Source organism: Drouetiella sp. (genome assembly GCF_059504425.1).
In genome coordinates this window covers 1-25,951 of record NZ_JCACIN010000024.1, presented here as the reverse complement: position 1 = coordinate 25,951, position 25,951 = coordinate 1, and the positions used below count along the sequence as shown (strand labels likewise).

Sequence of the window (25,951 nt, the reverse complement as noted above, 5' to 3'; positions counted from 1 at the left end):
GATGCTTGAGAGAACAAGGTTGCCGAACGCTGAAATGTTAGAGCAGCTAGGAGGCGCTAGTGCTGCCATCGAACGGATGCTTGAGAGAACAAGGTTGCCGAACGCTGAAATGTTAGAGCAGCTAGGAGGCACTAGTGCTGCCATTGAACGGATACTTGAGAGAACAAGGTTGCCAAACGCTGAAATGTTAGAGCAGCTAGAGTTGTCTCATAAACCTCAAGTGAGAAGCGAAAAACCGAAACCTGAACAGGAAGATCCTTCTCTTGATAGCTAACAAGCCTTGATGCATTAGAAAAGAATTTCTGTTAGCTACCCCACCACGTTCCGAAGAGTGGGGATGAGGACGACCCTTAATTGAAGCCTTACCAAGGGTGGGAGGTTTGAGAGAACTCACCTAGCTGGACACTTCTAATTAGTAAGAAGCGTTTTGATGGTTCTTGCCTACATCAGGGCTAGGCGGAATTTTGGGGCGGCAATTGCCGAGAACCGCAAAGCACCTAACGGTGCAGATCTGATAATTGCCAACTCATCTGAAGCAATTTTGAATCGAGGTCAACAGGCGGCTCTGGCAGCAGCTTTAAGTAGCCGAGGGAGCGGCTGCAATAAGCGCCATCGTTTCACGGCGATCGTCCTTTTGAGTATTTGCATACGATGAGAATAAGACGATCGGGTTGCATCCACACATCATGTTTGACACATGACCAACTGCGATCGACTCTAGCCCTGGTACTGAATGATGAAAAGAGCAATCGCCCTACTAGAGAGCGATCGCGGTTGGTCACAGGATTCTAGAAGGGCAAGGGTCTAGCGGCTGCTACGAGTGCCATCATCTCGCGTCTATCCCAGTACCAGTTCCACAGGCTTTCACGGGTGCCCACGAGGGTTTTACCGGGCATTGCCATCTCGTAGAAGCGAGGGTTGCACGGGTTCTGGGTGATGATGCCGCCGACGCGAGCGTAGATGGTGCGCAGCTCTTCCAGAGTAGGGAGGAAGGCATCACGATCGATGATGCGGCGGTACTTGTTCAGAAGCGAGTCTTCAGGGGCGATCGCGTCTGCCTGCTGCTCGATGTGGGCATTGAATTCAGCTTGGGCGATCGTTTGAGTGTCGAGGGTGCGACCGGAGCCGCGATCGACTGGGGTTAAATCCGCAGAGGTTGGGGATTTGCGATCGAGAGTTTGGTTTAACATGGGCGTAATCCTGTAAAGGGTTGATTTAGAAGGGGCGGCGAACTTTCCACGGTGTGCCGCCCTCTCTATTAACAGTATACTCAAATCAATTTGATGTAGCAATATTTAATTTGATATTTTACAAATTAATTTGATGTAATATAGGGAGTAGAATTCAAATAGAGGTAGCCTAATGGTGATGAGATTGGTAACTCCATTGAAGGTAAGCTTTGGACAGTGGCTCAAATTAATGCGCGATCGGCTCGATCTCCCTCAAGCCAAGATTGCTGACGCGCTCAGCGTTAAGGCTCAGACCGTTTCCAATTGGGAAAATGGGAAGTCAATCCCTAGCTTGACTCCAGAGCAAACTAGAGAACTTTGCGACCTGCTTCAGGTCAATCTGAATACTTTGGCAAAGGCTTATAGAGGAGAGGTTGAGATCAATGATTGATCTTCAGCTTTCTAACTGTGGTTTTTTAGTTTAGGAGTAGACATGAAAGTATTGCGTGAGCTGAAGCTGATTGGCAGTCCTGGCGAACAAGAAAAACTGATAGATGCAATTGAGCAGCACCTTTCCAACGGGTGGGTTAGAGACAGGGAGAAGGAGGCTAAACTCAAGTCTTTAACTGCATATAAATACATAATTTTTACTTGTTCGGAAACGGTGACTAGACCCGCAGTGGAACTAAGCCTCACGTCGGACGAAAATAACTATTTGTACTTATGCACCATTACTCCTAGAGACATTGGAGACTTAAGCAAAGATGCTTATAACGCCATCCTGGAAGAGTTTCTAACTCAGTTTATTGAACCCGCAACACAAGCTCTGGACATTCAGGTCATTACAACGCCTGAAGACCGCAGTTTTGAAACTTCCATGAGCCATGAAATGTCTCAATTATTGAGACATTTTTCTAGTGCAGCCAACAAGTCATCCAGCGCAGGACATCCATCAGACGAAAAAAGGTTCTTTGGCTTTATCATCCAGGCTCATAGCGAGGGAGCACTATTAGACGAGGCTGAGCTAAGAGGCTTACTTGTTGAGGACGGATGGCCTGAAGTAAATGCCCAGAATCTTTCGTCCAAGTATCGCTTTGGACGGGATTTACTCAATCAAGCTGCAAGAAAGGAGTGAAATTACAGTGAGTGAGCTAGATGACATTAAAGCAATCCTGCGACAGGTAGCAGAGAATCAGGCTACCCAGCAGCGGCAGCAGCGCACCCAGCAGCAGATAGAGCAGCTTGCCGCTTAAGTACAGGGAACGATTCAGGAAACCGCTTCAGACGTTGTATCCATGATCGGCTCCCTAGCGCATGACATGGATGCCCTATCTTCCAACGTGAACGCTTATATCGCGCAATCCACAGCATTCCTAGCGGCTGAGCAGCGCGATCGCTCAGAGTTCCGGCAGCAGATGGTAGGTCTGCAAACCGAGACGCGCAATATCTTGAGGGAGCTGGCAGATTTAAGGCGATCGCAGGGTACAGATAATTAACGAGTTACAGCCGCACAGAACAGTAGTCTGAGCCGCTGGAAACTATGCGAAGAGACGGTTTTACAGGCGCACAAGTTGATGTGCTTGCGATCGCAGGTGACTTGGACAGACGGAGCAGTAGCAAGCTATCGGGATTTTTGGGCTAATCTTCCCAATAAATAACCGAGTTGGGAGAAAGTATTAACAAGTTACAACCGTGCAAAAAGGCAGTCTGAACCACTGGAAGCTATGCAAGGACGCGGTTTCACAACCGAGCAGAACGCTGCACATCACAACAAACCCCGCGATCCTGAATGCGATCGCGGGGTTTGTTTTTAAATATCGTCTGGAGCCTTGCCCTGCTTCAATCGACTAATCGACAGTTTTAGTTTCTCGTTAACTAGCTGCTTGTTTTCGTATTCAACCTCTACGGACTCTTCCTGGAGAAGCCCAGGCAAGCCCCGTTCCACCGCCATGCGGATCATTGTGGCGCGATCAACATTTCGACGCTCTGCAATCTCTTCCAGCCTTCTCAAAGCAGGCTTGGGCAGGCGGAGCGAGATTTGCTCCATGTTGTCATCTTTTGGCGGCATGGTCACAGGGTCTTGTTTTGGATTCATTTTACTCGCCTCTCTTGTCACAAAATTCAGATAAATCTCATTAAAGCAATTTTTGAATCCCACTTGAACCTCACTTGGGATTTATGTGCTATTTTTTGTTTAGTTGCTCCACCGGACTCAAACCGGAATCCGGAGCGGAATCTGTTTTCAGTCCGGCACCATGCAGACCGAAATTGTCCAAGACGACTGGAGTAGCGAGGATTTGCGGCGCGAGCTGCTGATCTGGGCAAACATCGAACTGAAGCGATCGCAGTTCTATCTATGGCTGAAGCACGCCTATATCAAGCCGCAACAGCCAAACGTTTACACGGATAGCGATCGAGCTAAGTTGCTAAGATTTGCCCACCTGATGCAACGCTATCGCAGCCTCAAGCTTGCCAGCAAAAAACTCTACGAATCCTTATAGGAGCCAAAGATGCCTACAGAACAAGAACAGCAAATGTTTGAGCAATTGCACGGAAAGCGACCCGAACTCAAACGCCCCACCCACCCGACCACAGCCCGATCGCCCCACCAATCCAAGCCCAGCGACAGCGCCCAGGTCAATCAAGTGCGCCAGCAATCCCAAAGCGCGATCGGACTTGCCAGCCAGGGCATCATTGGCAGCTCCGGCGAATCTTTGCAAAAGCTAGATCAGCAGCTATCCCGCTTTGAAGATCGCTACGTCACCACCGTGCAGCAGCGCATTGCTGAAGTTCCTGCCCGAATTGAGGCAAAACTAGCCGCCGCATTGACTTGGGGGCAAGAAGGGATTGACCCGCTAGATGCGCTGTTCGCTGAGCTGGAGGCCTGGGATGTTGCTGAAGTCAGCAGCATTGACCAGTTCTTGTTTGGAGAGAAGGCGCTCGCGTCCCTGCCCACCTCACAGCAGCTTTCGGAATAGTCCACAAATTAGAGCCAGTCCCGACTTTGCACGGCTGGGGCTGGCTGTTTATCCACTAATACCACTCAGAGGATTTTTCAATGCTAAGCGAAAGCGATCGCGCCCATCCAGACACCAAGCCCAGGCCCCGTATGGATTTTGGGGCAGTCTTCGACGACGAAAACGATCGCTCTGACACGAGACAAGCAGCCCCACATGATTCATGGGCGATCTTGATTGGGCTGGAGGCTCTAACAGCAGAGCAACAGAAGGATATAGGGTTTTTGTTTGAGGAGATTAAGCGAGTCTCTGTCTTGGAATTAAAGGTTGAGCGCTTGGATAGCACGGTCAAGACACTCGAAGACATTCTGGACAATAGCGACAAAAAAGCAATTCGGATAACGACCCGCCGCTATCAGGTCAGCGAGTTCATGCGGTTCATCGGCATGACAGCTCTAGGTTTTACTGCGGTTCTGTTCGTCGGCTCTACTCTGTCCGGCGATCGCCTTCAGAAGGATGAATATGCCCAGACTGCCGTACTCGCTGGACTGACAGCAGTTACAGCAATGTCGATCGGCTTCAACTTGCAGGATTGAGCCAGTCATCTCATCCTCCAAAATAAAGCAGGGCTGAGCAACGCCCAACCCCGCCAATACATTCGTGCCCACATTCTAACTGTTTGGAGGATGCCCGATGCTACGACTCATCACGATCGCCGCCGCTGCCCTGGGCGCTGCCATTGCTGGAAGCAACTTCTTTACCGATTTCACCAATCACAAGAACTGGCGTAGCTTCGGGCAGTACGAAGTGATCACCCAATACGATGCAGGATTCTATTCAGCCTGTGGAGCGCTTTTAGGAGGAGCGATCGGACTCAGCGTTGAATTGGCGCTAACCCGCTACTTGATTTACCGCAATAGCGACAGACTTCGCCGCGAACTGCTTCAGATGCGAGATTTACCCGGAGTCACGCCTGAGCAACAGCAAGCGATCGACCTCACCCTTGCAGGGATTGCAGAAAACAAAGCCAGAGCCATAAGAACATGAACCTCAAAGCGGTCATCTTGCTCCCGTTGGTGGCAGCGGCGGGCATCACGATTTTTGCCACCAGCCTCAGACCTCAGATTCCTAACCTCAATATCGCCGTTCCCGGTGCAGCCGTAGCCTCTGCACCCCAACCGGAAGGGCAGCTTGCCAGTCCTGTGCTCACCAAAGGCGAAGACAAATCACGGGTTGCTGTGGCGCGGGATGCTTACCTTGACAAGGCGATCGACACCATTGATAGCCAGCTTGCAAACATTGTCTGCACCCGCAAAAACCTCTACCTGAGCCAAGCTCAAGAGTGGAGCCGTCAAACCGGAGGCAGTACCGAAAAGTGGCTACTCGATCGTCTGGATGTCCTTAAGAGCGATCGGGCTAAGAATCCTAATGCTTTCACCGGGCTGGATGGCAGTACCGACCAATTCACTTACAGCAAGGATTTCAGCCTAGATGCCTTAGCGCTGATGACCGCTCTGCAAGAGCAGTATCGCGGTGAGGTCAACAGGGGCTGCGTGACCAACTTTGCCACCAGCTTTCAGGAGCTAGACAAGTTTCAACGCGAAGCCCAGACCTATCGGGCATTGCTTGAACAACGCCAGCAGCAGTTCACAGAAGCGTCAGGAGAGGGTAATGGTAGCAATCAATAGCGACCGACAATCCAAAGGGCGCAACGCCATGACCTCTATGTTTGGTGCTGCTTTGAGTCTGTGGTTTCTCAACGCTGCCTACACCAGCCCAGCCGCCTTCATCATGAGAGCGTTTCTGTTCTTGTCTGGCTCTGCGGTGCTAAGCGCCTCAGTGCATCGGACAGTGAGGCACAGGCTTGGCCCTCAAGATTTCTGGGATGGCATTACCGAAGTGTTGGCAGATGATGTTGCAGCTACCGGAACGCTGCTATTGAAGTCAGCCGATCGCGCTACTGCACCACTTGACCGGATTGTGTACGATCGCCTCCCAGCGTCAATTCAGCGCAGTTTGCCTCCCGCGTCGGTAGGTGATACCGCCTGGTTTGAGCAGGTTGCTTTCTGGCGCGACTCTAAGTTCATTTTTGGGCGCAAGGGCACAGGTAAATCGGTGCTGATGGGCTATGAGTCGTGGGTCATCAAGTCTACAGATCCAGAGGCAATGCTGTTTGTTCTAGATCCTCACCTGGATGCTGAAAGTTTGTGGTTTGGCGGAAACTCTGAACTGATTAAAGCCCATTGCTACAAGTCCATTCAAGACTTTGCCCGCATCTTTGACCTGGTTGCCTCTGAGCTGGATGACCGCAAGACTCAAGGCGATCGCCGCCGCCCATTATGCAAAATTATTGCGGATGAGTGGGAGTCCATTATCAATGGCTTTGCCAGCTTACCCGCCCGGTTTCCAGAGGGTGACGATCGCCATGATGAAGCCGTAAAGCTATCGGTCTATGCCGAAAAGATTCCAGCGATCGCCGCGTTCATTCAGGATGAAGGGCAAAAGTTTCAGGTGGAATGCACGATCGGCGCTCATGGAGGCAAAACCAAACGATCGGGTATTGACTCAGACATCCTGCTTCAGATGCACTGGATCGCCTGTGATGACGCGCTGACTATGCCCAATACGCCTTTGCTGCAAGTGGTCAAAGGCGAGGCGCAAAAGCTAGAAGCCAATCGCCGTCGTCTGCTGCCTTACGCGGGTGAGCATCAGAAGTTTGCAGGAACCGCTATTCTGCGGTGCGTCAAGTCCAGAAGCAAAACAGAGCCTTGCCTAAAAGCGGTTGGGCTGCCCTGGATTGACTTTGAAGGCGCTGAGGTGATGGCGATCGCGCCTGAGCCAGTAGACGCTCATGTGGCAGACGCTCCTCAGTCAGAAGAAGAGGCTTGGCTGCAAGAAAATCGGGCGAAGCTAGTCGAGGTTTATCGGTCTGGCACGACCTCTCTTCGCAAACTTTGCGAGACATTTGATGTCGCCAGAGACAGTCGAAAGGGCAGATTGATTGCTGACTTTCTTCAGCAGATGAGAGCGATCGATGATGCCGAGCTTGAGCCAGATGCCGCATAGGCAAAAACGGCACTTTTAGCGCTTCCACCACCACCACCACCAGCGCGACCACGAAAAATCAGTACTTTCAGCCCTCAAAGTGGTCGCGTGGTCGCGCTGGTGGAAGCGCATTTCGACCACAAAACGCGACCACGACCACCCCAACGCGACCACTTTCTACCGGAGTTTTAAAACCATGACAGACCTAATTGGTAAAGTTTGCCTTGTACTCGTGACCATAGGACTGCTCTCTACAGGCATCACCCGATGCTCGATCGATTTGGAGAATGGAGCCAAATTTATGCGAGGTGTTGGTGGCTCCATGCTGGGCACAAGTAACCCAGAAATCGGCGGGAACTGTGAGGACGGCGTTTGTGTTGAAAGCGGTCGTCCGACTCAGAGCTTCGATCGCCCTAGGCAGCCTACTCAATTCAATCAACCCAGCCGCTAGGAGTAAACCAGCAATGCAAGCGATCGAATTTCTTCAAGGATTTGGATGGATTTGCGTTGCTGCCTACTGCCTCAATGGACTGGGATTAGTGCCTACGTCCTGGATTAATGCAGCTCAGTCCAGGGCGGGTATCCCGGTTGAAGCAGTGAGCAGCCCTAGCCCGTCATCTAGCCCAGTCCCATCGGCAACACCCAGCCCAACCACGACACCGCAGGAGTCATCAGGTGACAAGCAGTTCAGCACCCAGCAATAGCGCAATTGTTAAGTATGGGGCGATTCAGCCCCATGTCCATGACACCTATCGCCACCGCTGGGGTTTTGATGAGGATGAGGACTTTGCAGCAGAAGATGCACGAGAAGCCTATGAGCAGTCGGTAAACTGGCGATCGCCCAATGCTGCTAAATCAGCGGCGTATCAGGCAGGGCGAGGCACAAGGGAGGCGATCGGTAGTGCAGCCGCCGCAATTCAGGCTTTGGAATACACTCCGCCACAGTGGATAGGTGATGTTGCCGCCGCTGAGCTGGAGGGCATCAAAAAAGAGTTGGCACGACAGAACAGATTGGCTCATCGGCAGGTCTACAGTAAGCTTCTGTCGTGGAATACCTATTCGTTGGGCTTAGCGCTGCTGACTATGGGCACTGTGAATGTATACATGGCGCTAGCAAGTCAGTTCAGCCTGCCTCTCGGTCAGTATGCCGATCGCGGCTTTGTGGGCACAACTGATGCCGTCTACACAAAGGAAATCAAAGAGGGAGATAACATCAACGGCTACACCGTGACCAGTGGCTTTGGAGAGCGAGATGCACCGGACACGAATCAAGGCAAGGGATCGAGCTTCCATGAGGGCGTTGACCTAGATACCCCAGAAGGCACGAACCTCTACATGATTGGCGAAGGCGGAACGGTTGAGTGTGAGCAGCAGCCAGAGGGGGCTGGTACCTATGCCATCATCACCCCTAAAGGATTGCCTTACACCTTCAAGGCAATGCACCTGAGCAAATGTGAGGCGGGTGAGTACCAGACAGGCTTAGCGTTTGGGCAAACAGGCAACACGGGAAACTCATCAGGCGCTCATCTCCACTGGGGGATGTTCAAAGATGGTAAGGCGATCGCCCCCACCGAAGGCTATCTCTGGTGGGCGTTAACCGGGAACGCGCCGAAGCCGCATGGAGGCGCTTTGGCTGAGACTGGATTCGACGGCGTGGATGACTTTGCTAAGGCGATCGCCCAACAGGAAAGCGGCGGCGATATTAGCATCGTCAATTCGATCGGCGCGATGGGAAAGTATCAGTTCATGCCCGATACGCTGGACTCTATCTCTCAGTCCTGCTTTGGTCGGCAAGTCAGCCATGATGAATTTCTAGCCAGTGAAACAATGCAAGATCAGGCGGCTAAGTGCTATTGGCAGCCTGAAATCAACAAAGTACAGCAAGCAACCTCCGACCCGGTGCAGCAGTGTCGAATGATGGCAAGCTACCACTACTCAGGCGATGCTGAAGCCTGGGACAGTAATGCTAGTCAGGTCGATGCTCCAACTATTGCGGATTACACAAAGCAGGTTTGTGGCAAGATTCAAGGTTGAAGGTTAAAGGAAACTTCTGATGAGATATTTCACTCAAGCTGAAGCAGATGAGATCGCAGTACTTGCGGCAAAGGCACAAGGAATCGCAGATCAGATATCGGGCACACTTAGAAAGTTGAAGCAGTGTTCACCTGACAGCCAGCAGTGGAACGAGATTGATCAGAGATACCACCTGCTAAGAGCAGAGTACTTTGAGGTTAGCGATGCCATACATGCTATTAAGGAGCGGGTGGAGTCTGAGGACTAACAGTTCACAACATAACCCCCCACGATCGAAGCGCGATCGCGAGGTTTTGTTTTGAGTCTAAACTAGCTGGCAGTTTTTGTTCGCTTTGAAGCACTAGCCTTCGCCCGTGCTTCAAAGCTCGGAAAGTTAATTATATTAGCAGAATTCTTTGCTGCCTCCCAAACCTCATTCACAATATCGATTAACGGCGGAATGACAATCAGGACATACTGCCCTAAGTCTTTTTTCTTCTTGCTGGCGACTTTCAAAGCTTTTGGCATCTGTTCATGAAAGTCTGCCCAGTCTGTTCTCACCCAGAAAGCTTCTTCATCAATGACCACAATTTGCTTGTCTCTCAGGGTGTCATCAAATCCGCTCTTGTCCAAAAATTCAATGATTTTTTTGACGGTTTGAAGAGAGGCTTGCTGTCTAAGATTTTTGATGGCTCGAATCTCTAGAATTTGCTCCCAAGTGTAGAGTACCGTTGGTTTTTGAGCAGATCCTACCCGTTCTGGAATGATAAGGTTTGCTCTTTCCAGGTATTGCAGACGATTGGACGTGGTTCCTGTAAGAGCCAAAGTTTCTTGTCTAGTAAAGCCCTCAATGAGACTCATGGCTAATTCTGCAAAATATAAACGTTGATTGACTCAGTAAATTTACTATTCATATATAAAGAAAATGTGAGTTTACGTATTCTTTCTAATGAAATTTAGAATACGTTCAGGTTAGTGTAAAGGCATGAGTTAGCTGATACCTAGCTCATGCTCACCTTATAACCTCTAGGAGGTCTTATGTCAGGACGTAAAACAGGCGCGAAAGCAGCACAGGCTGCATCTAAGGTGCTTCGGAGCAAAACGGCTGGCAAGGCGGCTAAAACTGCTGCTGCGTCTGCCTTATCTCAACGGGCACCTAAGAAGTAGTTTACCCGGTTAGGGTGACTACTTAACAGTTAAGCCCCTTGATCCAATGCGCTCAAGGGGCTTAACTATGTCTGTAAAAGATATTGCCCTTCTGGCAGTCTATTAATACTTCCTCCCAACCCGGTTATTTATTGGGAAGATTAGCCCAAAAATCCCAGTAGCCTACTACTGCTCCGTCTGTCTAAGTCACCTGCGATCGCAAGCACATCAACTTGTGCGCCTGTAAAATCTATCTTTTCATGTGGCTTCCAGCGGCGCAGACCGCCTTTCTGTGCGGCTGTAACTCGTTAATTATCAGTACCCTGCGATTGTTTGATTGTGAGAATTGCAGCACCAAGCGCCTGCTCTATCAATCCGATAGCACGAGTTTGATAACAGTTCGTTGGAGACGCTCTGACAATTGCGCTGATCAATGATTGAGCAGCACTCCTTATTTCAGGGTAATCGTCAAGGCGATCGGCTGGTTCGGTTGGGTTGGTGGTCATGGGTTAGGAAACTCTCTAGCGTCGCAGCCAAACAGATCACAAAGCGTCTTGATCTGCTGAATTGAGAACGCTGGCTGCTGAGTGCCATTCTCCCAAGTGCTTATGGTTTGCCGGGTCACGCCAAGCTTTTGCCCCAGCTCAGCTTGACTTAGCTCAATCATGCGCCGCTGCATTCCCAGCCACGCACCAAACTTTGGGGGGTTCATTTGTCCAATCGTTAATTGGGTTGTCATGTCAATCTTATTTTACCTATTCCAGATTAATCTATCATAAATACGACAGATTGACTTGACATATGACAGATTAACTTGACATCCTGATTACTAGGAAAAGCGGCTCGCCGACCAAAGTTAACCGTTTTTCCCAAGACAAAACCCTTTCCTACCTTAGAGGAGCTGCGAACCATCTACGCCCGCGTTGGTGGCATCATCACCCAAAACCCTCGAAACCCTTGCTTTTACCAGATGGAGATGCCTGGAAAGACGATCGTGGGCACTCGTGAAAGCCTGTGAAATTGATACTGGGATAGACGCGAGATGATGGCACTCGTAGCAGCTGCCCGTCCGCTGCCCTTCTAGACCTCTCATGACTACCGCGATCGCTCTCTAGTAGGGCGATCGCTCTTTTCATCATTCAGTACTAGGGCTAGAGTCGATCGCCGCTGCCATGTGCCAAACATGATGTGTGGATGCAACCCGATCGTTTTATTCTCATCGTATGTAAATAATCAAAAGGACGATCGCCGCAACCTTCCACGGAAAAGCGATCGCCCTCACTACTCAACCAGCAATTGAGATATCTACCATCATGGCACTACTTTCGCCCGTCGAGATTTCTGTGACGATCGCTACAGCGACCGTCAACCTTGCACTTCTAATAAAATGGCAGCAAGCCGAAACTAGGATTCAGCAGCTAACCGTCTGTCCTAGCTACGGATGCTTGACTAGACAAGGTGTTGATATAGAGTGGAAGCGAAGACACGATCGCCCTCCCAAGCCCAGTATTGTTTTCTTCGACATTGATGGCATGAAAGAGGCAAACGCCAAGTGGGGTTACGCTGAGGTCGATCGCCGTATTTCGAGCGTAGTCTCTCAAATTCGCAGCAGTGAGCTAGTAACACTGGGGCGCTATTTTTCGGGTGATGAGTTTGTCATTATTTGCTCAAAGTCCGAAGCTTATGTAACTGCGAATCGCATCTGCAAAGCCTTTGCCGACCAAAGCATGAGTGCCACGTTTGCGATCGCCCCTTGCGTCTCCGCATCGCTTGAAGAGTGCGTCAGACCCGCCGCTGATGCAGTGCAACTGGCGAAGCTGCAAGGGCGGCGCGGGACGATTAATTAACCCGCAATTCCCCTAACAGCCCTCGAATTCCCCCGAAGCTCGATCGCCCCTTCAACCTGCATTCAGTTCAAGCTGTTCACCCTCCCTTTCAATGTGGCGTGCAGAAGATTTTAGGACACCTGCAACTAAGGGCAAGCCGAGTCTAGTCTTGCCCTCTAGCACCTCTTCAATGGTGACAATCTGAATGCGGGGGGTGTCTGTATTGAACGACTCAGAATGATATAGCCCACAAGCCTTTGCCTCTTTCACCATTGCCTGTGTTGGCGGCTTGAGGGTGAGGAAGACTCCCAGCTCAGCGTTCTCTCGGCTGATTGTGCCAAACAAATCTCGAATGTCTCTAGAGTCAACCTTTCCCGACTTTACTTGGAAGATGACGCGACCAAACTTTTTATCAGTGATTGGAAAGAATCCCCACCCATCAACGCCCTGGTCTGCTCCCTTCTTCTGATTGATGGCGGCGCGGTTACTGGAGTAGGTCAGCACCGCCCATTTCTCAAACTCTTTTCGTAGCCGATCGTCTTTTTTGAGTGCCAACGCCTCAGCCGATTTTATGTCCTTGGGGATGCCTGTAAGCTTAAGCGAGTCCGAACTCACTACCTGAGCACCATGAGTGTCCTCTAGACGCTTCAGAATGAGGCTGATGCTTTGGTAGGTGATGTCGATGCCAATCCACTGGCGATCGAGCTTCTGGGCGACCGCTACAGTCGTTCCGCAGCCACAGTAGGCATCTAGTACAACATCCCCTACGTTGCTACTTGCTTGGATGATGCGCTCCAGCAAAGCTTCGGGTTTCTGAGTGGGATAGCCGAGGCGTTCTTTATCATGTGCGCTTAAAGATGGAATGTCATCCCAAACATCAGATGTAGGAACCCCAGGCATTTCATCTAGGTAGCGCTTGAGTTGGGGTCGTTTGGATTTGCTATCTGGATACCAAATCCTGCCTTGAGCATCTAGCCCTGCCATTGTTTCCTTGGAATACCGCCAGCCGTTAGATGGCGATAGAAATCCCTTCCATTCGTACATCATGTTTGGGCGAGGACTAGGGCTAGTCATGTCAGATAGCCGATAGCAGCGACCAGCCACGTCTGTGTGACGATAAAAGTCTTTAATATATTTCTCAGAGTAAGGAGAATATTGAACATTAAAACAATGTTGATTGCTCTTGGCGTAAAGAAAGATGATGTCGCTTGTAGAACCGTATCGGCGTTTTGCGTCATTATGACCGTTGGTTCTTTTCCAAGTAATCTCGTTCTTAAAATCTCCGCCTTGTGAGCAGAAAACAGAGTCTAGAACCAACTTCAGATAGTGGCTAGACGTGGGATCGCAGTGCAAATAGAAGCTACCAGTAGGCTTGAGAACGCGATGAATTTCAGCAATTCGTAGGGTCATGCTGATGAGGTAAGCCAGCAAGCTACTTGCGCCCAAAACGTAATGCAGACCGATGATTAGGTCGATCGTCTGCTTGGCGAAAATCCCTCGATTGTTCTCTACGATTTCTTTGTAGCCGTTGATGGCTAAATCGTCCCAGTTCCAAGTATCAACAAAGGCTTGAGCCTGAGCTGCATCTTCTTTGCCAACGTTGTTGTAGATCTGGTTGTAATTTCTTTTGGAGTTGAAAGGTGGATCGATGTAGCACAAATCCACCACTTCATCTTTGATGTGCTTCCTAAGAACTTCGAGGCTATCACCGTAATACAAGCGATTCATTTTTGAGCATCTTTAGATTAATTGGCACAAAGCTCCACGCCATTTCTCAATGGCAAAGCTGGGCTAAAGCGTGATTCTGGGTCACATCTTTTAGCCGAAGCGCAATATTGTTAGGCGTAGATTACAAAGTTCTGATTTTGACTGTTAGAGACAAATTCCCAGACCGTTAAGGATTAGACTACCGACTACTCGCCGCCTGGACGTTCACTTGCAGCTCTGCCACCACACTGCGAACCATCCGAAGCGATGTCGCTGCCCACCTGACAACCGCCGCTTCCAGCACTGCCGCCGCTGCCTCCAGAAGAGCTGCCTGAGCTGCCACTTGAGCCTTCAGGGTTGGTAGAGCCGCCGAGGCGAAAGGGCAGAAAAGTGTAAGGGCTGTTGGTACTACCGCTTTTGCTATGAACAGCAGATGATAGAGCCGCATCCCAATGATCTACGGGTTCTTCAGCAGACTGAACGGAGATAGGCAGTGCTGAAATGACCAAACTGAAAAGAGTTGTGGCGATCGCCAGATGGAAAATTCTCTGCATAACCCTGTGGTTTCTCGTGGAACGATTCCCTCAGAGTGCCCAGAAAGGAGTTGACAAATCCCTAACCTTTTGCGATCGGTTGGGGATTTGCTCTACTGCCGCAACTGCCACCACATCCACAAGCCGATCGCACTAGCATACCAAACCAGCTCTAGGAGCGCGATCGGGCTGTCCCAAGAGCCGCCGTTGGAGAGTAGGGGAATTCCCAAGAATTCAGGCATTGGAGCGCTCCTGTTATCTGCTAATTACCTGAAGCACAAAGACGATCGCTCCCAGTAAGAGGTAGCTGATCATCACCCCTTTTGCCACTTGGTCGGAGATTCCAAAAGTCTTTTTGTCTCTCAGATCTTTTCGCAGCCCAACTACTTCCGTGCTGAGGTCTGTCATTACCTTACGAATTTCTTGCATCTCCTTCAGCAAAGGGTAGGGCTGCTGAGCTTGGGTCGGTAGTCTTGGTGTTGGATTTGCGGGATTCATTGTTACTCTCGTGGAACGATTTTCCCAGAGTGCCCGGAACGCCCAAAACAAGAGCCACTCCGATCGCTTTTCTGTTCCACGAGGAGGCGATCGGGGTGGCTGCGTCTATTGTGGCATTTACCTTTTGGCGTGTGAAAAGTCAGGGCTGGCATCACCCAATTCCGACACGAAGCGCTCGGCTATGGCCTGACCAATCACCGCTACTTGCTGAAGTGGCATCAGTTGAACCTGTCTAAGGATCTTATCCACCTCACCCTCTTCAAATTCAGGCATTTTATGCCCAGTCAGATATTCAACCAATCCTTCAATGGTATATCCCGCTCTCGTAGCGATCTGAGCAAGGTTCTTGGTGTCTGGCATAGTCTCACCTTTTTCCCACAACTGCACCGCTGTTGAGGAGACACCTAGAAGCTTCGCAAATTGCCGCTGGCTCATCGAACCACGAGCCAGCTTGACCACCTTTATCAACCTCTCCCTTGTTTCTGAGTCCATATATGCAAGTGAACTAGCCGCATTACAAGCTTACTTGTCAAGACTGGCACCTGCAATCGGCTCAATCTATCCAGGAGGGATGGAGCCGTGGCATTCGTATTTTTCTCCCTCATTGATCTCGTGTTGCGTTTCTTTACAATCCGAACCTTGCATTAACCCATAAAACACTGCGCGTTGCTCGTAACTCAATGCATCAACGACTTTGAACAGCGTGTGACTCAAGAAATCTATCCTTCCATTGCGAAATCTGCTGAGTTGATATGGATCAACTCCCGATCGTTGCGCCAGGTCAACAGCCTTGAGCTTAAACGTTGATATGACAAAGTTTAGAGACTCTCGATGATCCATAAAACACAACTCCACGACCCAACAGGAACCCCCCGATCGTCTAAAACTCTTGCGAAAGTACGCAATGAATTTCTCGGCAAGTGAGATATACTCGATCTGAAATTGCGTACTAAGGCAAGCGCCTCATGAACCGAACAGATGACTTCCTTTGGCTCAAACTCAATGACCTAAAGAAGTTGACCGGAATCAGCAATTACCAATGGAGTCGCTGGTTCAACGGTATGGAAATGACCGAGCGATCGATTAATCAGATCGCTGAAGCATTCGATATACGACCATCTCAAGTCCTGGACTTGGTTAATGAGAGGCGGCGAATTACTAGCTTGCGTAATAACGCAATAGAATTACCGCAAAAAATTGATTGCGTTTAAGCGCAAGCTATCCGATCGCAGCCCATAAAAATAAGCCGATTTCCCCTAAAAGAAATCAGCCAAAAAATCAGCCACTTAGCCTCTTCACGCCCTTGCAGCATCTCTAGCTATGGCAACCACAGAGCATCTACCCTTAACCGCACAGCAACGCCAGATCCTCAGCTTCCTAGCCCAGAGTCGCTATCTCTACGATTTTCTAGATGCCAACCTGATCGGCAACTACCAGGAAGCCAACAGCATTTTGCCTCCAATCATTGCCCGTGGCTGGGCAGGTTGCTCCTTTGAAGAGGGAGCCATGCTCTATAAGCTCACAGACCTCGGAAGAGCCGCGCTGCAAAACGGGCTACAGCTCTCCGAGATGCCAACCCCCACCCCGAATCCTTTCAGGTGGCTGGAAAATCGCCAATAAAAAACAGTCGCTTTGCTTTTCCGGGCATTAGGCGACTGTTTTTTAATTCCTTAATTCAATCCGCTTCTCAAGGGATTCGCAGTCCCAAAGAAGCCGCTCCAACCAATAGTCCGTAACCAGGCATTCGTAACTAGGCAATTCGTAGCCATCAATCCGAGCCATTCGCATCAGGACAAGCCCAATGAAGCCGAAAGCCGATCGATTTCAACCCGACATGACCACAGCTAAAAGCCGCGCTTCATATCTATTTACAAGTGTAGTACATGGGATTCCGAACAAAACGTCACCCCAATCACCAAACCCCGCGATCGCGCTCAAAATCCGCCACCTTGCTCAGTTTCCTGGGCTAACCAACGTAGAGCGGGAGCTGGTTGCCTACTGGGACAGGCGCGGCTCCATCCCATCTCACCACTGGACATCCTTCGTCCACGTCTGGCGAAAGCATGGAGGGCAGCAATGAACGCCAAAGATCCAATCCCAAGAATCCGCTGCTGCTGCAAATGCCTCAAGCTCACCCACCTCTGGAAGCCTCGGCTGATTCAAGGCGGGAGAAGGCACTACACGATCGCCGTTTGCACCCAGTGCATCAGCTGCATTCAGATTTCACGCTTACAGGAAGAGGCACATGGAAGAGTTGAAGAATTTATTGATTGAATGGGCAGCGCTGGAGCCTACGCGGTGCTATCACCACAAAGATGATCTCTCGGAGGACTTTAGTGTTCACCGAGGCAAGACTCTCAACACGATTTGGGCAGTAAACCTTGGAGATATCAGCACGTCTGGGCTAGATACCCTTCAGGGAGCCATTCAGGAAGCGATCGCCTATCGGGGCTATTTATTCACCCTAGAGAGCGCTACAGACGGACTGCTCTATGCCAGGATTCGCGACAAGGTTTTTGCCAGCGGGGCAAAGGGCTGGTATGGGAAATCAACGGAAGGGGCGATCGCGCTTCTAGAGGCTTATGTGGAGTGTTTGAAAGGGTTGGGGGTGTGGCATGAAAGAGCTTGAACGCACTGAACACGAACTCCTTGAAAGCCTTTTGAAGGACTGCGCAGAACTGGAAGAGGGCGAAAGTTTCATTGCACAGACACCATCTGGAGACTTTGGTGTACAGCGAGGTGAAGAATTTCATACGGTTTGGGCAAAAAATCAACCCATTACCTGCATCGACATGGACGTGCTTCAGGGAGCCATTCAAGAAGAGAGATGGCTGATGGGTCACGAGTTCCTGATAGCCATATTCTCAGGCGGATATCATGCTCGACTCACACTAGAACGCAGTCAGGGTGAAACATCCTCTTGGGAAGCCAAAGCAGAGAGGGCAGCGATCGCGTTGCTAACGGTTTATGTGGCGTGTTTGACGAGTGTTGATAGCGAGGAGGAGACTGATGAACGCTTATAACCTGCAAGAAACAGCCTTAGAAGCCTCTAAATCAACTCCTTGTCCACTTTGCGGTCACGATCACTACTGCTACTTAGTGCAGAACGATCGCGGTGACATCTTCAAAGCCATTTGCCAATGGACAGGCGAAGCTCCGGAAGGATGGGATAAGACAGGTGTTGCTAAAGACGGCAGGGGAAAGTTTGTCAGGCGAGGTTTTCAACGCTTTAAGCGGAAACACTACCCCGACTATGTGCAGCTCACGCCACAGGAGAAGTCTGACATCCCTCAATGGAAGGACTACCTGCTGGGTATGTCAGGCGATCCGGCTCCCTTAGCCAAAAACGGTAAAGCCTACGAAATGGCGATCGATTATCTTTACCCCGACGAACAGGGACAACCATCGGGCAAAGTAGTTCGCATTCAGTGGAGCGATCGCCGTCGCGCCTACGACAACAACCGAAAGACTAAGATGGTTCGCCCTTGGCATTGGGTACACCACACTGAGGGCGGTTTTTGGTCAGATCGGGGTAAGGGCGATAAGACATGGACGCTCTACCGGGAATCTGAAGCTAAAGAAGAGATTTTGCGGGGCGGTATTGTTTTTGCCGTTGGCGGTGAACAGGCAGTTGAAGCCTACCGAGAGCTGGGGCTAACGGCTACCACATGCCAGGGCGGAGAAGCCAACTGGCGAGAGATTGTTATCCGACTGAAAGACACCTTTGCGATCGCCAGAAGGGACGGGCTGAAGCCGATTTTGGTCATTCATCCAGACTACGACCTGACTGGGGAAAGCAAGTTTGGAGAGCTACAGAGAGAGTGCGATTTTGCACGCGTTTCCGCCGTTTCTTTAGAGCCGCCTACTCTGTGGGCAGAAATGCCCGCCGGGGGAGACATCTGGGATCTAGTTCATCTCTCTGGATTGCCTCAAGACACTATTCTTCGCTCCCTAGAAACTGCCATTGATGAAGCGATCGATCACCAAGAGAGCGAAATTGTCGCACGCCAGCAGCGCGATCGCTGGCAAGCTCCTGAGGTTTATAGAGGCGAGTTGGGCTATTGGAAGGAGACGAAGGAAGAGGGAGAAGTTGTTGGCAGGTTTTTTAAACCTCAAGCTGACTTTGACTTTCAGGTTGAACGCGAACTCATCAGCGAAGATGGCGGTGGTCTGGTCTTGCAGGTCAAGAGAGCAGACGAACCCACACAGCGCCGGGTTTTTCTCAAGTCGAGCGACTACAGCACCGTTCAAAAATTCACTGATGCACTCAAGCGCTCATTGGGTGGAGGGGTAGTTTGCAATTTATCGAGCTATTCACTTCAGGCATTAATCCGGGTAAGGCTGCATGAATACCGCATCACCCGACATGGCAAAGCCTATCGATTGGTCGATCGCGTGGGGCAGCAGCCGGATGGAATCTGGGTGTTTAAGCAATCTCAGTTCACCAAAGACGGAGAACCTACTAAAGAAGAGCAGTCTCTCTGGGTCTGGAATCCAGAGATTACGGGCGATGATGCCCACTTCAGATCTCCGGTGATTGCTCCTCAAGACCCCCAGGCACTGCGAAACCTGGTGCAAACCATGCACCGGGCTTTTGGCAGCAACTTTGCTCCCGCTCTTTTGACTCTGGGCTACGGCGCGGCTGGAATCCACTATCAGGAAATTCAGGAGAAGGAAGGCGCGTTCCCCATCCTCAATCTCTACGGCGATCCGGGCAGCGGTAAAACCACCGCCGCTGAATGCGCCCTATCCCTAGCAGGGCAGCAAAAGGAGGGCATGATGGTCGAAGTGTCCGTTAGTGCTGCTTACGAGCGTCTGAAGCTGGCAGGAGGGCTGCTGCACTGCTTAGACGACCCCAAGCGCGATGATTCGTTAGACGAATTCCTTAAGGGTTTCTACAACGCTAAGGCGAGGGTAGTTAGAGGCAAAGATAATTCAGGGTTTAACACCCAGAAACCCCACAGTCCGCTGATGGTCACTTCAAATCATGCTTGCGGTGAGAATAGTGCTGCCACTCAGTCGCGTCTAGTCCGACTGTTTTTCCCTAAAGTGCAGGATGGCGACGCGGCTGCATTTCGAGAGCTGCCGAATATCCAGGCGATCGCTTCTGGTTGCTTCACACAGATGCTGCAACTGGGCTATCCCGCACAAGAGGTGTATGCCCTAGAGCAGGAGCTAGCCGCCCAAATCCCCAATGCTCACCTACGAATTGCCAAATCTTTAGCCCTCTTGCTCTGCTATGCCATGAAGGTGGCAGAGCTGGCAGGCATCGACTCCGCCCCTCTAAAGCACTACGTTTTTGAAACGGTCTGCGCCCAGGTCAACGACCCCGACGAAAGCGGCGACAGCCTAAGAGACTTTCTTGAGAAAGTCTTCTCACTGGACTCAGAAGCAAAAATCGGTGAATGGAATTGCCGCTGGATTGAGAAAAAGGAGGATGGCAGCCGAGCGTTGGCAATCTATCTGCCTGGAGTCTGGACAGCCCTCGACCGAGAGTACAAAGTTTCCTACAACCGGAAGATTATTGAGTCCTTGCTCCTGAGCAAGGGGTTGAGAAAAACCCGATCGAATTTTCATGCCGATGAAGATCAGAGCCGCGCATACAAGCGGGCCAAATTAACGGCTGCTGACAGCAGCTTGGTCAATCCTCCAGAGCGAACCCAAAGATGGTCGTATGAATTGCCTGAGTCGCTCTTGAGGGAATACAGCGAAAAGAGTGGAAGCGAAAAAAGATCATCAAGATCATCAGAGCTTGAAAAAGAGCCTGAAACCCTTATGAGCACTGGGGCTTTCTCTGATGATCTAAAAGATCATCAGAGATCATCAGAGATCATCAACCCCAGTCCTGATGATCTTTTGGATGGGGCTGATGATCTTTTGATGATCGAAAAGATCATCAGCGATTGTCAGCCTCCAGAGCAGGTTTCAGCCTCTAAAACACCCTCTGATGATCTTGATGATCTAGAAAATGCAAAAGCTCAACTGGCACATTCAGCACCCCAACTGGCACAGCCCCATTTAGACCCGATCGATCCCTCCGTTTTCGGTGCCGACTGTGAAGTGCTGGTCGGAGAGTACTGGGTAGGCGGCAAATACCTTCGAGAAACCAATCGGATGAGGATGTCGCCTCTAAATCGCACCTTAGAACCCACCCACAAGGTGCAAACCAAGGCAGGCAACATTGAAGTCACCGACTCGGAGCTGCGGAGGACTGATGCAACTTGACCTGCTTACCTACCAGCCCAGCCCGGAAGAAATGACGATCGCCGCTAATCCTTCAAGCCCGGTTGCCCCACCCGCAAACCAACACGCGATTGCTTGGCAGGAGGCAAAAGCCGCCTATTACCTACGTCTGATGAGCCGCTTTGTGGGCACAGGACGCTTATCCACAGAGGTGAACCAACGCGAAATCAGTCGCCTATTTGCTATGCGCCTAGCTGCTCTAGAGGAACTCAGGAGGCTGCGAGGTGAATGAACCCTGCCCCAAATGCACTGCCACAGAGACGATCGCCCTCATCGTTCCCGGCGGTGGCATCCAGACCCGGTGTGCAGAGTGCGATCGCTTCCTCTCATGGCAAGAGCTACCCAAATCAATCAAGAAGAAAGGAGAAAAATAATCATGGTGGCAACTGGTGAAACGCGCAGAACTACCGCAAAACACCGAAGAGGGACGAAAGCTACTGGCGATCGTCAAGCAGTATCCAGGCATCACGACAGCTCAGATCATCTTGGAGACGCAGGGCAACCCGACAACGACCCGGCGAAAGCTCGATCGACTGGCGGGGCAGGGGATGTTGACTCGAACGGGGAAGCGACCGCACAAGTGGTATCTGAGGAGGCAGGGGTAGGCGGCTTCAGCGAGGGCGATCGCATCCGTGCCCAATCTAATCGGGGTGAGGCGATCGAGGGCATCATCACCAGCCTAGGACGCACCTATGCTCAGCTCGACAACCATAAGAACCGCATTGCTCTTCTAGAAAGCGCTCAACTGGTTAAGGCTCAAGCTGTGCCAGAAGAGCTGCTTAGCTTAGTGGGCAAGGAGTGGAATGAGCAGGTTGATGAACTGCTAGAGGATCATCGCTTCTACAGCCTCAACGCCTGGTCTGGGGCAAAGCGATCGAAATCCCACACAACCTACAAGGGCTGGGATATCGGATTCCACAAGGATGCAGAGTTTGATATCACCAAGGATGAGTACACCTGGTATGCCAAGCGGAAGGATCTACCACAGATAAAGGGCGATAAAGAAACCCTGGATTACTGCCATGAGGCGATCGACTCTGTAGAAGAGAGGCTGGCGGCGCTGGCTGAATGCTTGAAGGTTGACACGCTGACCGAGCTGTTGCAGCAGGTGGCTCAAGATTTTGAGGGCATGGCGATCGCCCCTTCAGCTCCTACGCATGAGCTAGCCACCAAACCTAGCGCCTTTGCCGAAGCCTACGAAGCCGAAGCGCAGCAGCTGGTCTGCCTCATCACCCTTGCCTCAGACATCAAAGCCGCCCACGGAGATTGTGAGCAAGCCCTGACGATCGCCCAGAGTGCTGAATCCAGCGCCCTGGAACACGGTCGGAGATGTGGCGAACTGCTGCTAGCGGCAAAAGCGGCAAACGGGCACGGCGGCTGGGAGAAGTGGCGCAATGAGAATACAGGTATTGCTTCTAGTACAGCCAGTCTCTATCAGCGAGTCTACGAGCACTGGGATGAGATTCAGGAGTTGGAAATTACCTCGCTAAAGGGAGCCGATCGCCACTTCCGGGAAAGCAAAAAGCAGCTCAAGGCAAATCCCCAGACCTCTGCGGAATTGTCAGCCTCCCCATCGCTGCCTCCAGTGGGCACCAAGCTAGAGGGCAGGAATGGAACCGTAGCTGAAGTCGTAACTCACGATGGAGCGCTAGCGGTGGTTAACTCCAGAGACGGTGGCACCATGACTTCATCTCGCCTTACCGCCGGGGAGATCGGGCAGATATATCAGGCGGCTGCGGAGAAGGGCGATCGCTCGGAGGTGGCAGAGCTGGAGCAGTCTCAACCCAAAGCTAAGAAGGTCAAGGTTGGGCCTGGACATTTGAGGGCGATCGCCATTGAGCAGTCGTCTTCTGCCTTCAAGCTACTGAGTGGAATGAAAGGGAATTTGCCAGAAGAGGTTGACCTGATGGCTGTTGCCGACGCTTTGGAAGAGGCAATTATGTCCGTTTTGGAAGAGCTGATTTTAGGGGAGGAAGGCTGATGGAGATTCGTATTATTTCGCTGCATCAGCCTTGGGCTTTGCTGGTAGCGATGAATTTGAAACGGTTTGAAACGCGAAGTTGGGCAACGCCCTACCGGGGCAAGCTGGCTATTCATGCAGCCAAGCGCTCAGTTGATTCGGATGGGTTTCTTCTGATCAGGAAAGCTTTTGAACTGGATGGCAGAGATTTTCAGCAAGAGCAAGGCTGGGTTGAAGGTCTTCAATTTGGCTGCATTCTGGCGATCGCTGACCTCACCGATTGTCTGCTAATGGAGTCTCATCCCAAGATAGGAGCCTACTACGTTGAGCAAAATATCACATTGCACGCTCAAGGCAAGCCAAACGCGATCATCATTGAAACCGCTTCAGACCTAGAACGCGCCGTCGGAGACTGGCGACCAGGGCGCTATGCCTGGAAGCTGGAGAACATTCGCCCGATCGCCAATCCCATTTACTACCGAGGCAGGCAGGGGCTAACCATCATTCGAGAGCCGATGGTGGTGCAGCAGATTGAGGAGCAGCTTGCACTAACCGATCGCATTGAGCAGCAGTTGCAAGCCATTAAGGAGGCGGTCTGATATGCCGATGACCTACGACGAAATCCTGACCAAGATTGGCACGAGCCAAATCCCGATCGAATTCGCCACTACGCCCGGTAGAGCCTTCATTCTCATTGCCCAGTTGCAGCTCGCTTTGAGATGTCCAGGTAACACGGGTGAAAGCGCAGCGATCGCACTCCAAATCATTGAGGGCTTAACGAACGCTATTTGCTTCCATATCCCAGAAGCCAGAGAGCTGATTGAGCAGGGTCAGAACCCTGCCTATGACGTGACGAGAGATTACTTTGAGGCTGAATTTCCGTCTAAGGGAGGCGATCGCTCATGAGAGATTTTTCAATGCCCAAAAGTTCTTGTCCGTGGTGTGGGTACGAAATGGATGCTTGCACTGCTCCGTCTGGACTGGACTCTCCCGGCCCTGGAGATTTATCGATTTGTATTCAATGCTCTGGATTTCTGGTGTTTGATGTAGCTCTAAAACTTCAAAAATTAGAGCCAGAACAAGAGTTTCAGCTTGCCTTGAAAGATCCAGCAGCCTATGCAGAGTTAATGAAACTCCGATCGAGTGTTCGGGAGATTAAGGAGGGCACCCCATGAGCCAACCCCGCCTCTACAACACCCAAGCAGCCCCTCAAAGACGATCGCTCCTACCCGCCGCACAGCCTCAGCGCCCCATTCCTATGGATGCCAAGCTCTACAGCATCAAGGAAGCCTCTCACCTGCTTACAGAGCGCTATGGCGAGGGTTATAGCGAATCGGCAATCCGTCAGCTCATCGCTAGCGCCGACTGGATAGAGGGCGTTCACTGGGCAGACAGGAGGCGGAAAGGTGGCAAGTATCGCCGCCCCAAGGTTTACCTAGAAGCTGTGCAGCGGTGGCAGGTCGCTAGAGTCAGCGATCGCCCCTAATCTCTTAAAATCCTTTTCGCAACATCTAAATACACCTGATCACCTATCCATCTTCGATAAGTGATCAGGTGTATTTTCAATGAATGGCCCATTAAATGAGCGGCAACATCTGGAGGAATCGATCGCTCCACGGCTCTACGCGCCCAGCAATGGCGCAGATCGTAAGCTCTAAAGGGGATCGGATGATTAAGGAAAAACCTAGAAATCTTTCCCCCTAACTTGATATTCGATTCAGTCCCGTCGATCGTGATACCGGGCATTCTGGGCTTGTCTAATCCCCAATCGATCGCCCATTGGGGTTGCAGAGCGACGGCATACCTACCTCCGGTTTTAGTTTCATCCTTCACTCGGATGTCTGGAAATTTCTCCAGATTGACGTGGAAAACCTCGTGAGGACGCAACCCATAGGCGGCAATCATGCCGTAGATCCAAGCCCATTGCGGCTGATGTTCCACTAGCCAGCCTCGCCACTGGACGATCGCCTCATCACTAGGCAGATCCCGCTGAGCAGCCGACATGAAATTGCTGTAGCTGCCTTTCATTCGCCGGATGCCTTCAGCTTCAAGCCCAGCAAACTTAGCTAGGGCTGCATAGGCTTTGGTGCAGCGCTGCCGAGTTCGAGAGTTGGGTTCAGTTTTGGCAATCAAGGTTTCAATTAGCAGGTCAGTTGTCAGGCTGACAGCCTTGTCTAATCGGGCAAACTCAAACCGATAATCTTGGTTCCAATGGGTTTCTGATGCGTTAGTGCGCCCGCGCCGTCCCCAAAAAGCTGCCTCAAACTTCTCCAGCCAATGCCCGATCGTCAAGCCCTCATCTTCAGGGCCACCCCACTTCGCCCAATCAAACTGCCCTAAGTTCAGCTCAGCTCCGATGAGCTTTGCCTGTGATTCAGCAAGCTTCAATGATTCAGGACTTGCCCTCATCTTCAGCGCTACCCGCTGCTGATAGGGTGTAAGCCGATCGTTCCCCGGCTGGGGTGGTAAGGTTGCCCGTAGATAGATGTTCAAGTTCTTGCCCCGAAACTCGATCGCCACTCCAAGCCGAGCCACACGCAAGCGATCGTTTGCCGCACTCAGCAGCTTGTCTAGGTCAGGCATAATAATGGCAGTTAATGGATATGAATGCCTAGGAGGGTTGTCAGCCCTCCTTTTTGTTTTAAATAGTGCCTGATTTTGTGACTAAAAAATCTAAAAAATTAGTCCAAATTTCTATAAATTAGTACAGTTATTCTTAGAATCTACAACTCTTGAAAAGCTCTCCATGAGACAGTTTCAACGATTTTACTATGCTCTAAATTATTAAACATTAACCGTCCCAACAAGCCATTCATCTAATAGAAAAAACCCTGTAAATCAAGGCCTTTAAGAT

The 25,951-nt window shown here is 50.9% G+C and carries 43 protein-coding genes; 31 read left to right on the top strand and 12 right to left on the bottom strand.

The features are described from left to right. Nucleotides 1-274 (top strand): hypothetical protein (locus AC5JMP_RS05285; protein WP_495850394.1); only part of this gene is annotated, 274 nt, incomplete at its 5' end. A 156-nt stretch (nucleotides 275-430) separates the two neighbouring features. Further along, nucleotides 431-655 (top strand): hypothetical protein, encoded by a 225-nt coding sequence (locus AC5JMP_RS05280; protein WP_495850393.1) that lies wholly within the window; start codon nucleotides 431-433, stop codon nucleotides 653-655. Nucleotides 656-788: 133 nt separating this feature from the next. Here AC5JMP_RS05280 and AC5JMP_RS05275 read toward each other — a convergent pair whose 3' ends face one another. Next, nucleotides 789-1,190 carry a hypothetical protein gene (locus AC5JMP_RS05275; protein ID WP_495850392.1) on the bottom strand — a complete coding sequence of 134 codons (402 nt, stop codon included), beginning with the start codon at nucleotides 1,188-1,190 and terminating at the stop codon, nucleotides 789-791. Nucleotides 1,191-1,362: 172 nt separating this feature from the next. On the opposite strand from AC5JMP_RS05275, the gene AC5JMP_RS05270 reads away from it, so the two are divergent. The 3 genes from AC5JMP_RS05270 (at nucleotide 1,363) to AC5JMP_RS05260 (ending at nucleotide 2,665) form a co-directional block, all read left to right on the top strand. Beyond that, nucleotides 1,363-1,620 (top strand): helix-turn-helix transcriptional regulator, encoded by a 258-nt coding sequence (locus tag AC5JMP_RS05270; RefSeq protein ID WP_495850391.1) that lies wholly within the window; start codon nucleotides 1,363-1,365, stop codon nucleotides 1,618-1,620. Nucleotides 1,621-1,662: 42 nt separating this feature from the next. Continuing rightward, entirely contained in the window at nucleotides 1,663-2,304 is a 642-nt protein-coding gene (locus AC5JMP_RS05265) for a hypothetical protein (protein WP_495850390.1), read from the top strand. A gap of 160 nt (nucleotides 2,305-2,464) precedes the next feature. After that, nucleotides 2,465-2,665, top strand: a complete 201-nt coding sequence (locus tag AC5JMP_RS05260; protein WP_495850389.1) for a hypothetical protein — start codon at nucleotides 2,465-2,467, stop codon at nucleotides 2,663-2,665. Between the two features lie 314 nt (nucleotides 2,666-2,979). Here AC5JMP_RS05260 and AC5JMP_RS05255 read toward each other — a convergent pair whose 3' ends face one another. Further along, nucleotides 2,980-3,264 carry a ribbon-helix-helix domain-containing protein gene (locus AC5JMP_RS05255; RefSeq protein ID WP_495850388.1) on the bottom strand — a complete coding sequence of 95 codons (285 nt, stop codon included), beginning with the start codon at nucleotides 3,262-3,264 and terminating at the stop codon, nucleotides 2,980-2,982. A gap of 160 nt (nucleotides 3,265-3,424) precedes the next feature. Between AC5JMP_RS05255 and AC5JMP_RS05250 the strand changes: the two genes are divergently transcribed. The 10 genes from AC5JMP_RS05250 to AC5JMP_RS05205 all read left to right on the top strand — a co-directional run bounded on the left by AC5JMP_RS05250 (nucleotide 3,425) and on the right by AC5JMP_RS05205 (nucleotide 9,452). Beyond that, a complete protein-coding gene (locus AC5JMP_RS05250; RefSeq protein ID WP_495850387.1) occupies nucleotides 3,425-3,670 on the top strand; it encodes a hypothetical protein in 246 nt (81 codons plus the stop codon). 9 nt (nucleotides 3,671-3,679) lie between these two features. Next, the gene (locus AC5JMP_RS05245) at nucleotides 3,680-4,147 is read left to right on the top strand and encodes a hypothetical protein (protein ID WP_495850386.1); all 468 of its coding nucleotides are present in this window, start codon (nucleotides 3,680-3,682) and stop codon (nucleotides 4,145-4,147) included. Between the two features lie 80 nt (nucleotides 4,148-4,227). Continuing rightward, complete coding sequence (locus AC5JMP_RS05240; protein ID WP_495850385.1) at nucleotides 4,228-4,722, top strand: hypothetical protein; 495 nt, start codon at nucleotides 4,228-4,230, stop codon at nucleotides 4,720-4,722. 97 nt (nucleotides 4,723-4,819) lie between these two features. After that, nucleotides 4,820-5,173: a hypothetical protein gene (locus AC5JMP_RS05235; RefSeq protein ID WP_495850384.1), complete on the top strand. Its 354-nt coding sequence runs from the start codon at nucleotides 4,820-4,822 to the stop codon at nucleotides 5,171-5,173. Then, nucleotides 5,170-5,814: a hypothetical protein gene (locus AC5JMP_RS05230; protein WP_495850383.1), complete on the top strand. Its 645-nt coding sequence runs from the start codon at nucleotides 5,170-5,172 to the stop codon at nucleotides 5,812-5,814. The genes AC5JMP_RS05235 and AC5JMP_RS05230 overlap by 4 nt, the downstream gene beginning before the upstream one ends. Then, nucleotides 5,798-7,192 carry a hypothetical protein gene (locus AC5JMP_RS05225; protein ID WP_495850382.1) on the top strand — a complete coding sequence of 465 codons (1,395 nt, stop codon included), beginning with the start codon at nucleotides 5,798-5,800 and terminating at the stop codon, nucleotides 7,190-7,192. The genes AC5JMP_RS05230 and AC5JMP_RS05225 overlap by 17 nt, the downstream gene beginning before the upstream one ends. 175 nt (nucleotides 7,193-7,367) lie before the next feature. Then, a complete protein-coding gene (locus AC5JMP_RS05220) occupies nucleotides 7,368-7,622 on the top strand; it encodes a hypothetical protein (protein WP_495850381.1) in 255 nt (84 codons plus the stop codon). Between the two features lie 13 nt (nucleotides 7,623-7,635). After that, entirely contained in the window at nucleotides 7,636-7,875 is a 240-nt protein-coding gene (locus AC5JMP_RS05215; RefSeq protein WP_495850380.1) for a hypothetical protein, read from the top strand. Then, nucleotides 7,847-9,205 (top strand): M23 family metallopeptidase, encoded by a 1,359-nt coding sequence (locus AC5JMP_RS05210; protein WP_495850379.1) that lies wholly within the window; start codon nucleotides 7,847-7,849, stop codon nucleotides 9,203-9,205. Before AC5JMP_RS05215 ends, AC5JMP_RS05210 begins: the two co-directional genes overlap by 29 nt. Before the next feature lie 19 nt (nucleotides 9,206-9,224). Then, the gene (locus tag AC5JMP_RS05205) at nucleotides 9,225-9,452 is read left to right on the top strand and encodes a hypothetical protein (RefSeq protein WP_495850378.1); all 228 of its coding nucleotides are present in this window, start codon (nucleotides 9,225-9,227) and stop codon (nucleotides 9,450-9,452) included. Nucleotides 9,453-9,514: 62 nt separating this feature from the next. On the opposite strand, the gene AC5JMP_RS05200 is transcribed toward AC5JMP_RS05205, so the two are convergent. After that, nucleotides 9,515-10,045, bottom strand: a complete 531-nt coding sequence (locus AC5JMP_RS05200) for a MerR family transcriptional regulator (protein ID WP_495850377.1) — start codon at nucleotides 10,043-10,045, stop codon at nucleotides 9,515-9,517. A gap of 177 nt (nucleotides 10,046-10,222) precedes the next feature. Here AC5JMP_RS05200 and AC5JMP_RS05195 point away from each other — a divergent pair, with 177 nt between their 5' ends. Continuing rightward, a complete protein-coding gene (locus AC5JMP_RS05195; protein ID WP_495850376.1) occupies nucleotides 10,223-10,351 on the top strand; it encodes a hypothetical protein in 129 nt (42 codons plus the stop codon). Between the two features lie 287 nt (nucleotides 10,352-10,638). On the opposite strand, the gene AC5JMP_RS05190 is transcribed toward AC5JMP_RS05195, so the two are convergent. Both AC5JMP_RS05190 and AC5JMP_RS05185 read right to left on the bottom strand, forming a co-directional pair. Further along, nucleotides 10,639-10,836, bottom strand: coding sequence for a hypothetical protein (locus AC5JMP_RS05190; RefSeq protein WP_495850375.1), 198 nt, complete (start codon nucleotides 10,834-10,836; stop codon nucleotides 10,639-10,641). Continuing rightward, on the bottom strand, nucleotides 10,833-11,069 hold the full coding sequence (locus AC5JMP_RS05185; RefSeq protein WP_495850374.1) for a helix-turn-helix transcriptional regulator: 237 nt from the start codon (nucleotides 11,067-11,069) through the stop codon (nucleotides 10,833-10,835). Before AC5JMP_RS05185 ends, AC5JMP_RS05190 begins: the two co-directional genes overlap by 4 nt. 574 nt (nucleotides 11,070-11,643) lie before the next feature. On the opposite strand from AC5JMP_RS05185, the gene AC5JMP_RS05180 reads away from it, so the two are divergent. After that, entirely contained in the window at nucleotides 11,644-12,177 is a 534-nt protein-coding gene (locus AC5JMP_RS05180) for a diguanylate cyclase domain-containing protein (RefSeq protein ID WP_495850373.1), read from the top strand. A 51-nt stretch (nucleotides 12,178-12,228) separates the two neighbouring features. On the opposite strand, the gene AC5JMP_RS05175 is transcribed toward AC5JMP_RS05180, so the two are convergent. The 6 genes from AC5JMP_RS05175 to AC5JMP_RS05150 form a co-directional block, all read right to left on the bottom strand. Next, nucleotides 12,229-13,884, bottom strand: coding sequence for a DNA methyltransferase (locus tag AC5JMP_RS05175; RefSeq protein ID WP_495850372.1), 1,656 nt, complete (start codon nucleotides 13,882-13,884; stop codon nucleotides 12,229-12,231). A gap of 185 nt (nucleotides 13,885-14,069) precedes the next feature. Next, the gene (locus AC5JMP_RS05170) at nucleotides 14,070-14,417 is read right to left on the bottom strand and encodes a hypothetical protein (RefSeq protein WP_495850371.1); all 348 of its coding nucleotides are present in this window, start codon (nucleotides 14,415-14,417) and stop codon (nucleotides 14,070-14,072) included. Nucleotides 14,418-14,509: 92 nt separating this feature from the next. Continuing rightward, nucleotides 14,510-14,638, bottom strand: a complete 129-nt coding sequence (locus AC5JMP_RS05165) for a hypothetical protein (protein WP_495850370.1) — start codon at nucleotides 14,636-14,638, stop codon at nucleotides 14,510-14,512. A 13-nt stretch (nucleotides 14,639-14,651) separates the two neighbouring features. After that, nucleotides 14,652-14,894 (bottom strand): hypothetical protein, encoded by a 243-nt coding sequence (locus AC5JMP_RS05160; RefSeq protein ID WP_495850369.1) that lies wholly within the window; start codon nucleotides 14,892-14,894, stop codon nucleotides 14,652-14,654. Between the two features lie 117 nt (nucleotides 14,895-15,011). Continuing rightward, on the bottom strand, nucleotides 15,012-15,386 hold the full coding sequence (locus tag AC5JMP_RS05155; protein ID WP_495850368.1) for a helix-turn-helix transcriptional regulator: 375 nt from the start codon (nucleotides 15,384-15,386) through the stop codon (nucleotides 15,012-15,014). 66 nt (nucleotides 15,387-15,452) lie between these two features. Next, on the bottom strand, nucleotides 15,453-15,734 hold the full coding sequence (locus AC5JMP_RS05150) for a hypothetical protein (RefSeq protein ID WP_495850367.1): 282 nt from the start codon (nucleotides 15,732-15,734) through the stop codon (nucleotides 15,453-15,455). Nucleotides 15,735-15,859: 125 nt separating this feature from the next. On the opposite strand from AC5JMP_RS05150, the gene AC5JMP_RS05145 reads away from it, so the two are divergent. From AC5JMP_RS05145 to AC5JMP_RS05080, 14 genes are all read left to right on the top strand, one after another. After that, on the top strand, nucleotides 15,860-16,105 hold the full coding sequence (locus tag AC5JMP_RS05145) for a helix-turn-helix domain-containing protein (RefSeq protein ID WP_495850366.1): 246 nt from the start codon (nucleotides 15,860-15,862) through the stop codon (nucleotides 16,103-16,105). 109 nt (nucleotides 16,106-16,214) lie between these two features. Continuing rightward, entirely contained in the window at nucleotides 16,215-16,514 is a 300-nt protein-coding gene (locus tag AC5JMP_RS05140) for a hypothetical protein (RefSeq protein WP_495850365.1), read from the top strand. Between the two features lie 371 nt (nucleotides 16,515-16,885). Continuing rightward, a complete protein-coding gene (locus tag AC5JMP_RS05135; RefSeq protein WP_495850364.1) occupies nucleotides 16,886-17,152 on the top strand; it encodes a hypothetical protein in 267 nt (88 codons plus the stop codon). Then, the gene (locus AC5JMP_RS05130; RefSeq protein ID WP_495850363.1) at nucleotides 17,140-17,523 is read left to right on the top strand and encodes a hypothetical protein; all 384 of its coding nucleotides are present in this window, start codon (nucleotides 17,140-17,142) and stop codon (nucleotides 17,521-17,523) included. The genes AC5JMP_RS05135 and AC5JMP_RS05130 overlap by 13 nt, the downstream gene beginning before the upstream one ends. Continuing rightward, entirely contained in the window at nucleotides 17,510-17,917 is a 408-nt protein-coding gene (locus tag AC5JMP_RS05125) for a hypothetical protein (RefSeq protein ID WP_495850362.1), read from the top strand. Before AC5JMP_RS05130 ends, AC5JMP_RS05125 begins: the two co-directional genes overlap by 14 nt. Then, nucleotides 17,904-21,119 (top strand): hypothetical protein, encoded by a 3,216-nt coding sequence (locus AC5JMP_RS05120; RefSeq protein WP_495850361.1) that lies wholly within the window; start codon nucleotides 17,904-17,906, stop codon nucleotides 21,117-21,119. The genes AC5JMP_RS05125 and AC5JMP_RS05120 overlap by 14 nt, the downstream gene beginning before the upstream one ends. Then, nucleotides 21,109-21,369 carry a hypothetical protein gene (locus tag AC5JMP_RS05115; RefSeq protein WP_495850360.1) on the top strand — a complete coding sequence of 87 codons (261 nt, stop codon included), beginning with the start codon at nucleotides 21,109-21,111 and terminating at the stop codon, nucleotides 21,367-21,369. The genes AC5JMP_RS05120 and AC5JMP_RS05115 overlap by 11 nt, the downstream gene beginning before the upstream one ends. Then, a complete protein-coding gene (locus tag AC5JMP_RS05110; RefSeq protein ID WP_495850359.1) occupies nucleotides 21,362-21,511 on the top strand; it encodes a hypothetical protein in 150 nt (49 codons plus the stop codon). Before AC5JMP_RS05115 ends, AC5JMP_RS05110 begins: the two co-directional genes overlap by 8 nt. 15 nt (nucleotides 21,512-21,526) lie before the next feature. After that, entirely contained in the window at nucleotides 21,527-21,742 is a 216-nt protein-coding gene (locus AC5JMP_RS05105; RefSeq protein WP_495850358.1) for a hypothetical protein, read from the top strand. After that, the gene (locus tag AC5JMP_RS05100; protein WP_495850357.1) at nucleotides 21,718-23,118 is read left to right on the top strand and encodes a hypothetical protein; all 1,401 of its coding nucleotides are present in this window, start codon (nucleotides 21,718-21,720) and stop codon (nucleotides 23,116-23,118) included. Before AC5JMP_RS05105 ends, AC5JMP_RS05100 begins: the two co-directional genes overlap by 25 nt. Beyond that, nucleotides 23,118-23,696 (top strand): ASCH domain-containing protein, encoded by a 579-nt coding sequence (locus AC5JMP_RS05095; protein WP_495850356.1) that lies wholly within the window; start codon nucleotides 23,118-23,120, stop codon nucleotides 23,694-23,696. The genes AC5JMP_RS05100 and AC5JMP_RS05095 overlap by 1 nt, the downstream gene beginning before the upstream one ends. Nucleotide 23,697: 1 nt before the next feature. After that, nucleotides 23,698-24,003, top strand: coding sequence for a hypothetical protein (locus AC5JMP_RS05090; protein WP_495850355.1), 306 nt, complete (start codon nucleotides 23,698-23,700; stop codon nucleotides 24,001-24,003). After that, a complete protein-coding gene (locus AC5JMP_RS05085; protein WP_495850354.1) occupies nucleotides 24,000-24,272 on the top strand; it encodes a hypothetical protein in 273 nt (90 codons plus the stop codon). Before AC5JMP_RS05090 ends, AC5JMP_RS05085 begins: the two co-directional genes overlap by 4 nt. Beyond that, nucleotides 24,269-24,583: a hypothetical protein gene (locus AC5JMP_RS05080; RefSeq protein WP_495850353.1), complete on the top strand. Its 315-nt coding sequence runs from the start codon at nucleotides 24,269-24,271 to the stop codon at nucleotides 24,581-24,583. The genes AC5JMP_RS05085 and AC5JMP_RS05080 overlap by 4 nt, the downstream gene beginning before the upstream one ends. On the opposite strand, the gene AC5JMP_RS05075 is transcribed toward AC5JMP_RS05080, so the two are convergent. Next, on the bottom strand, nucleotides 24,580-25,680 hold the full coding sequence (locus tag AC5JMP_RS05075; protein WP_495850352.1) for a site-specific integrase: 1,101 nt from the start codon (nucleotides 25,678-25,680) through the stop codon (nucleotides 24,580-24,582). The two genes, AC5JMP_RS05080 and AC5JMP_RS05075, sit on opposite strands and share 4 nt — an antisense overlap. Nucleotides 25,681-25,951 lie beyond the last annotated feature (271 nt).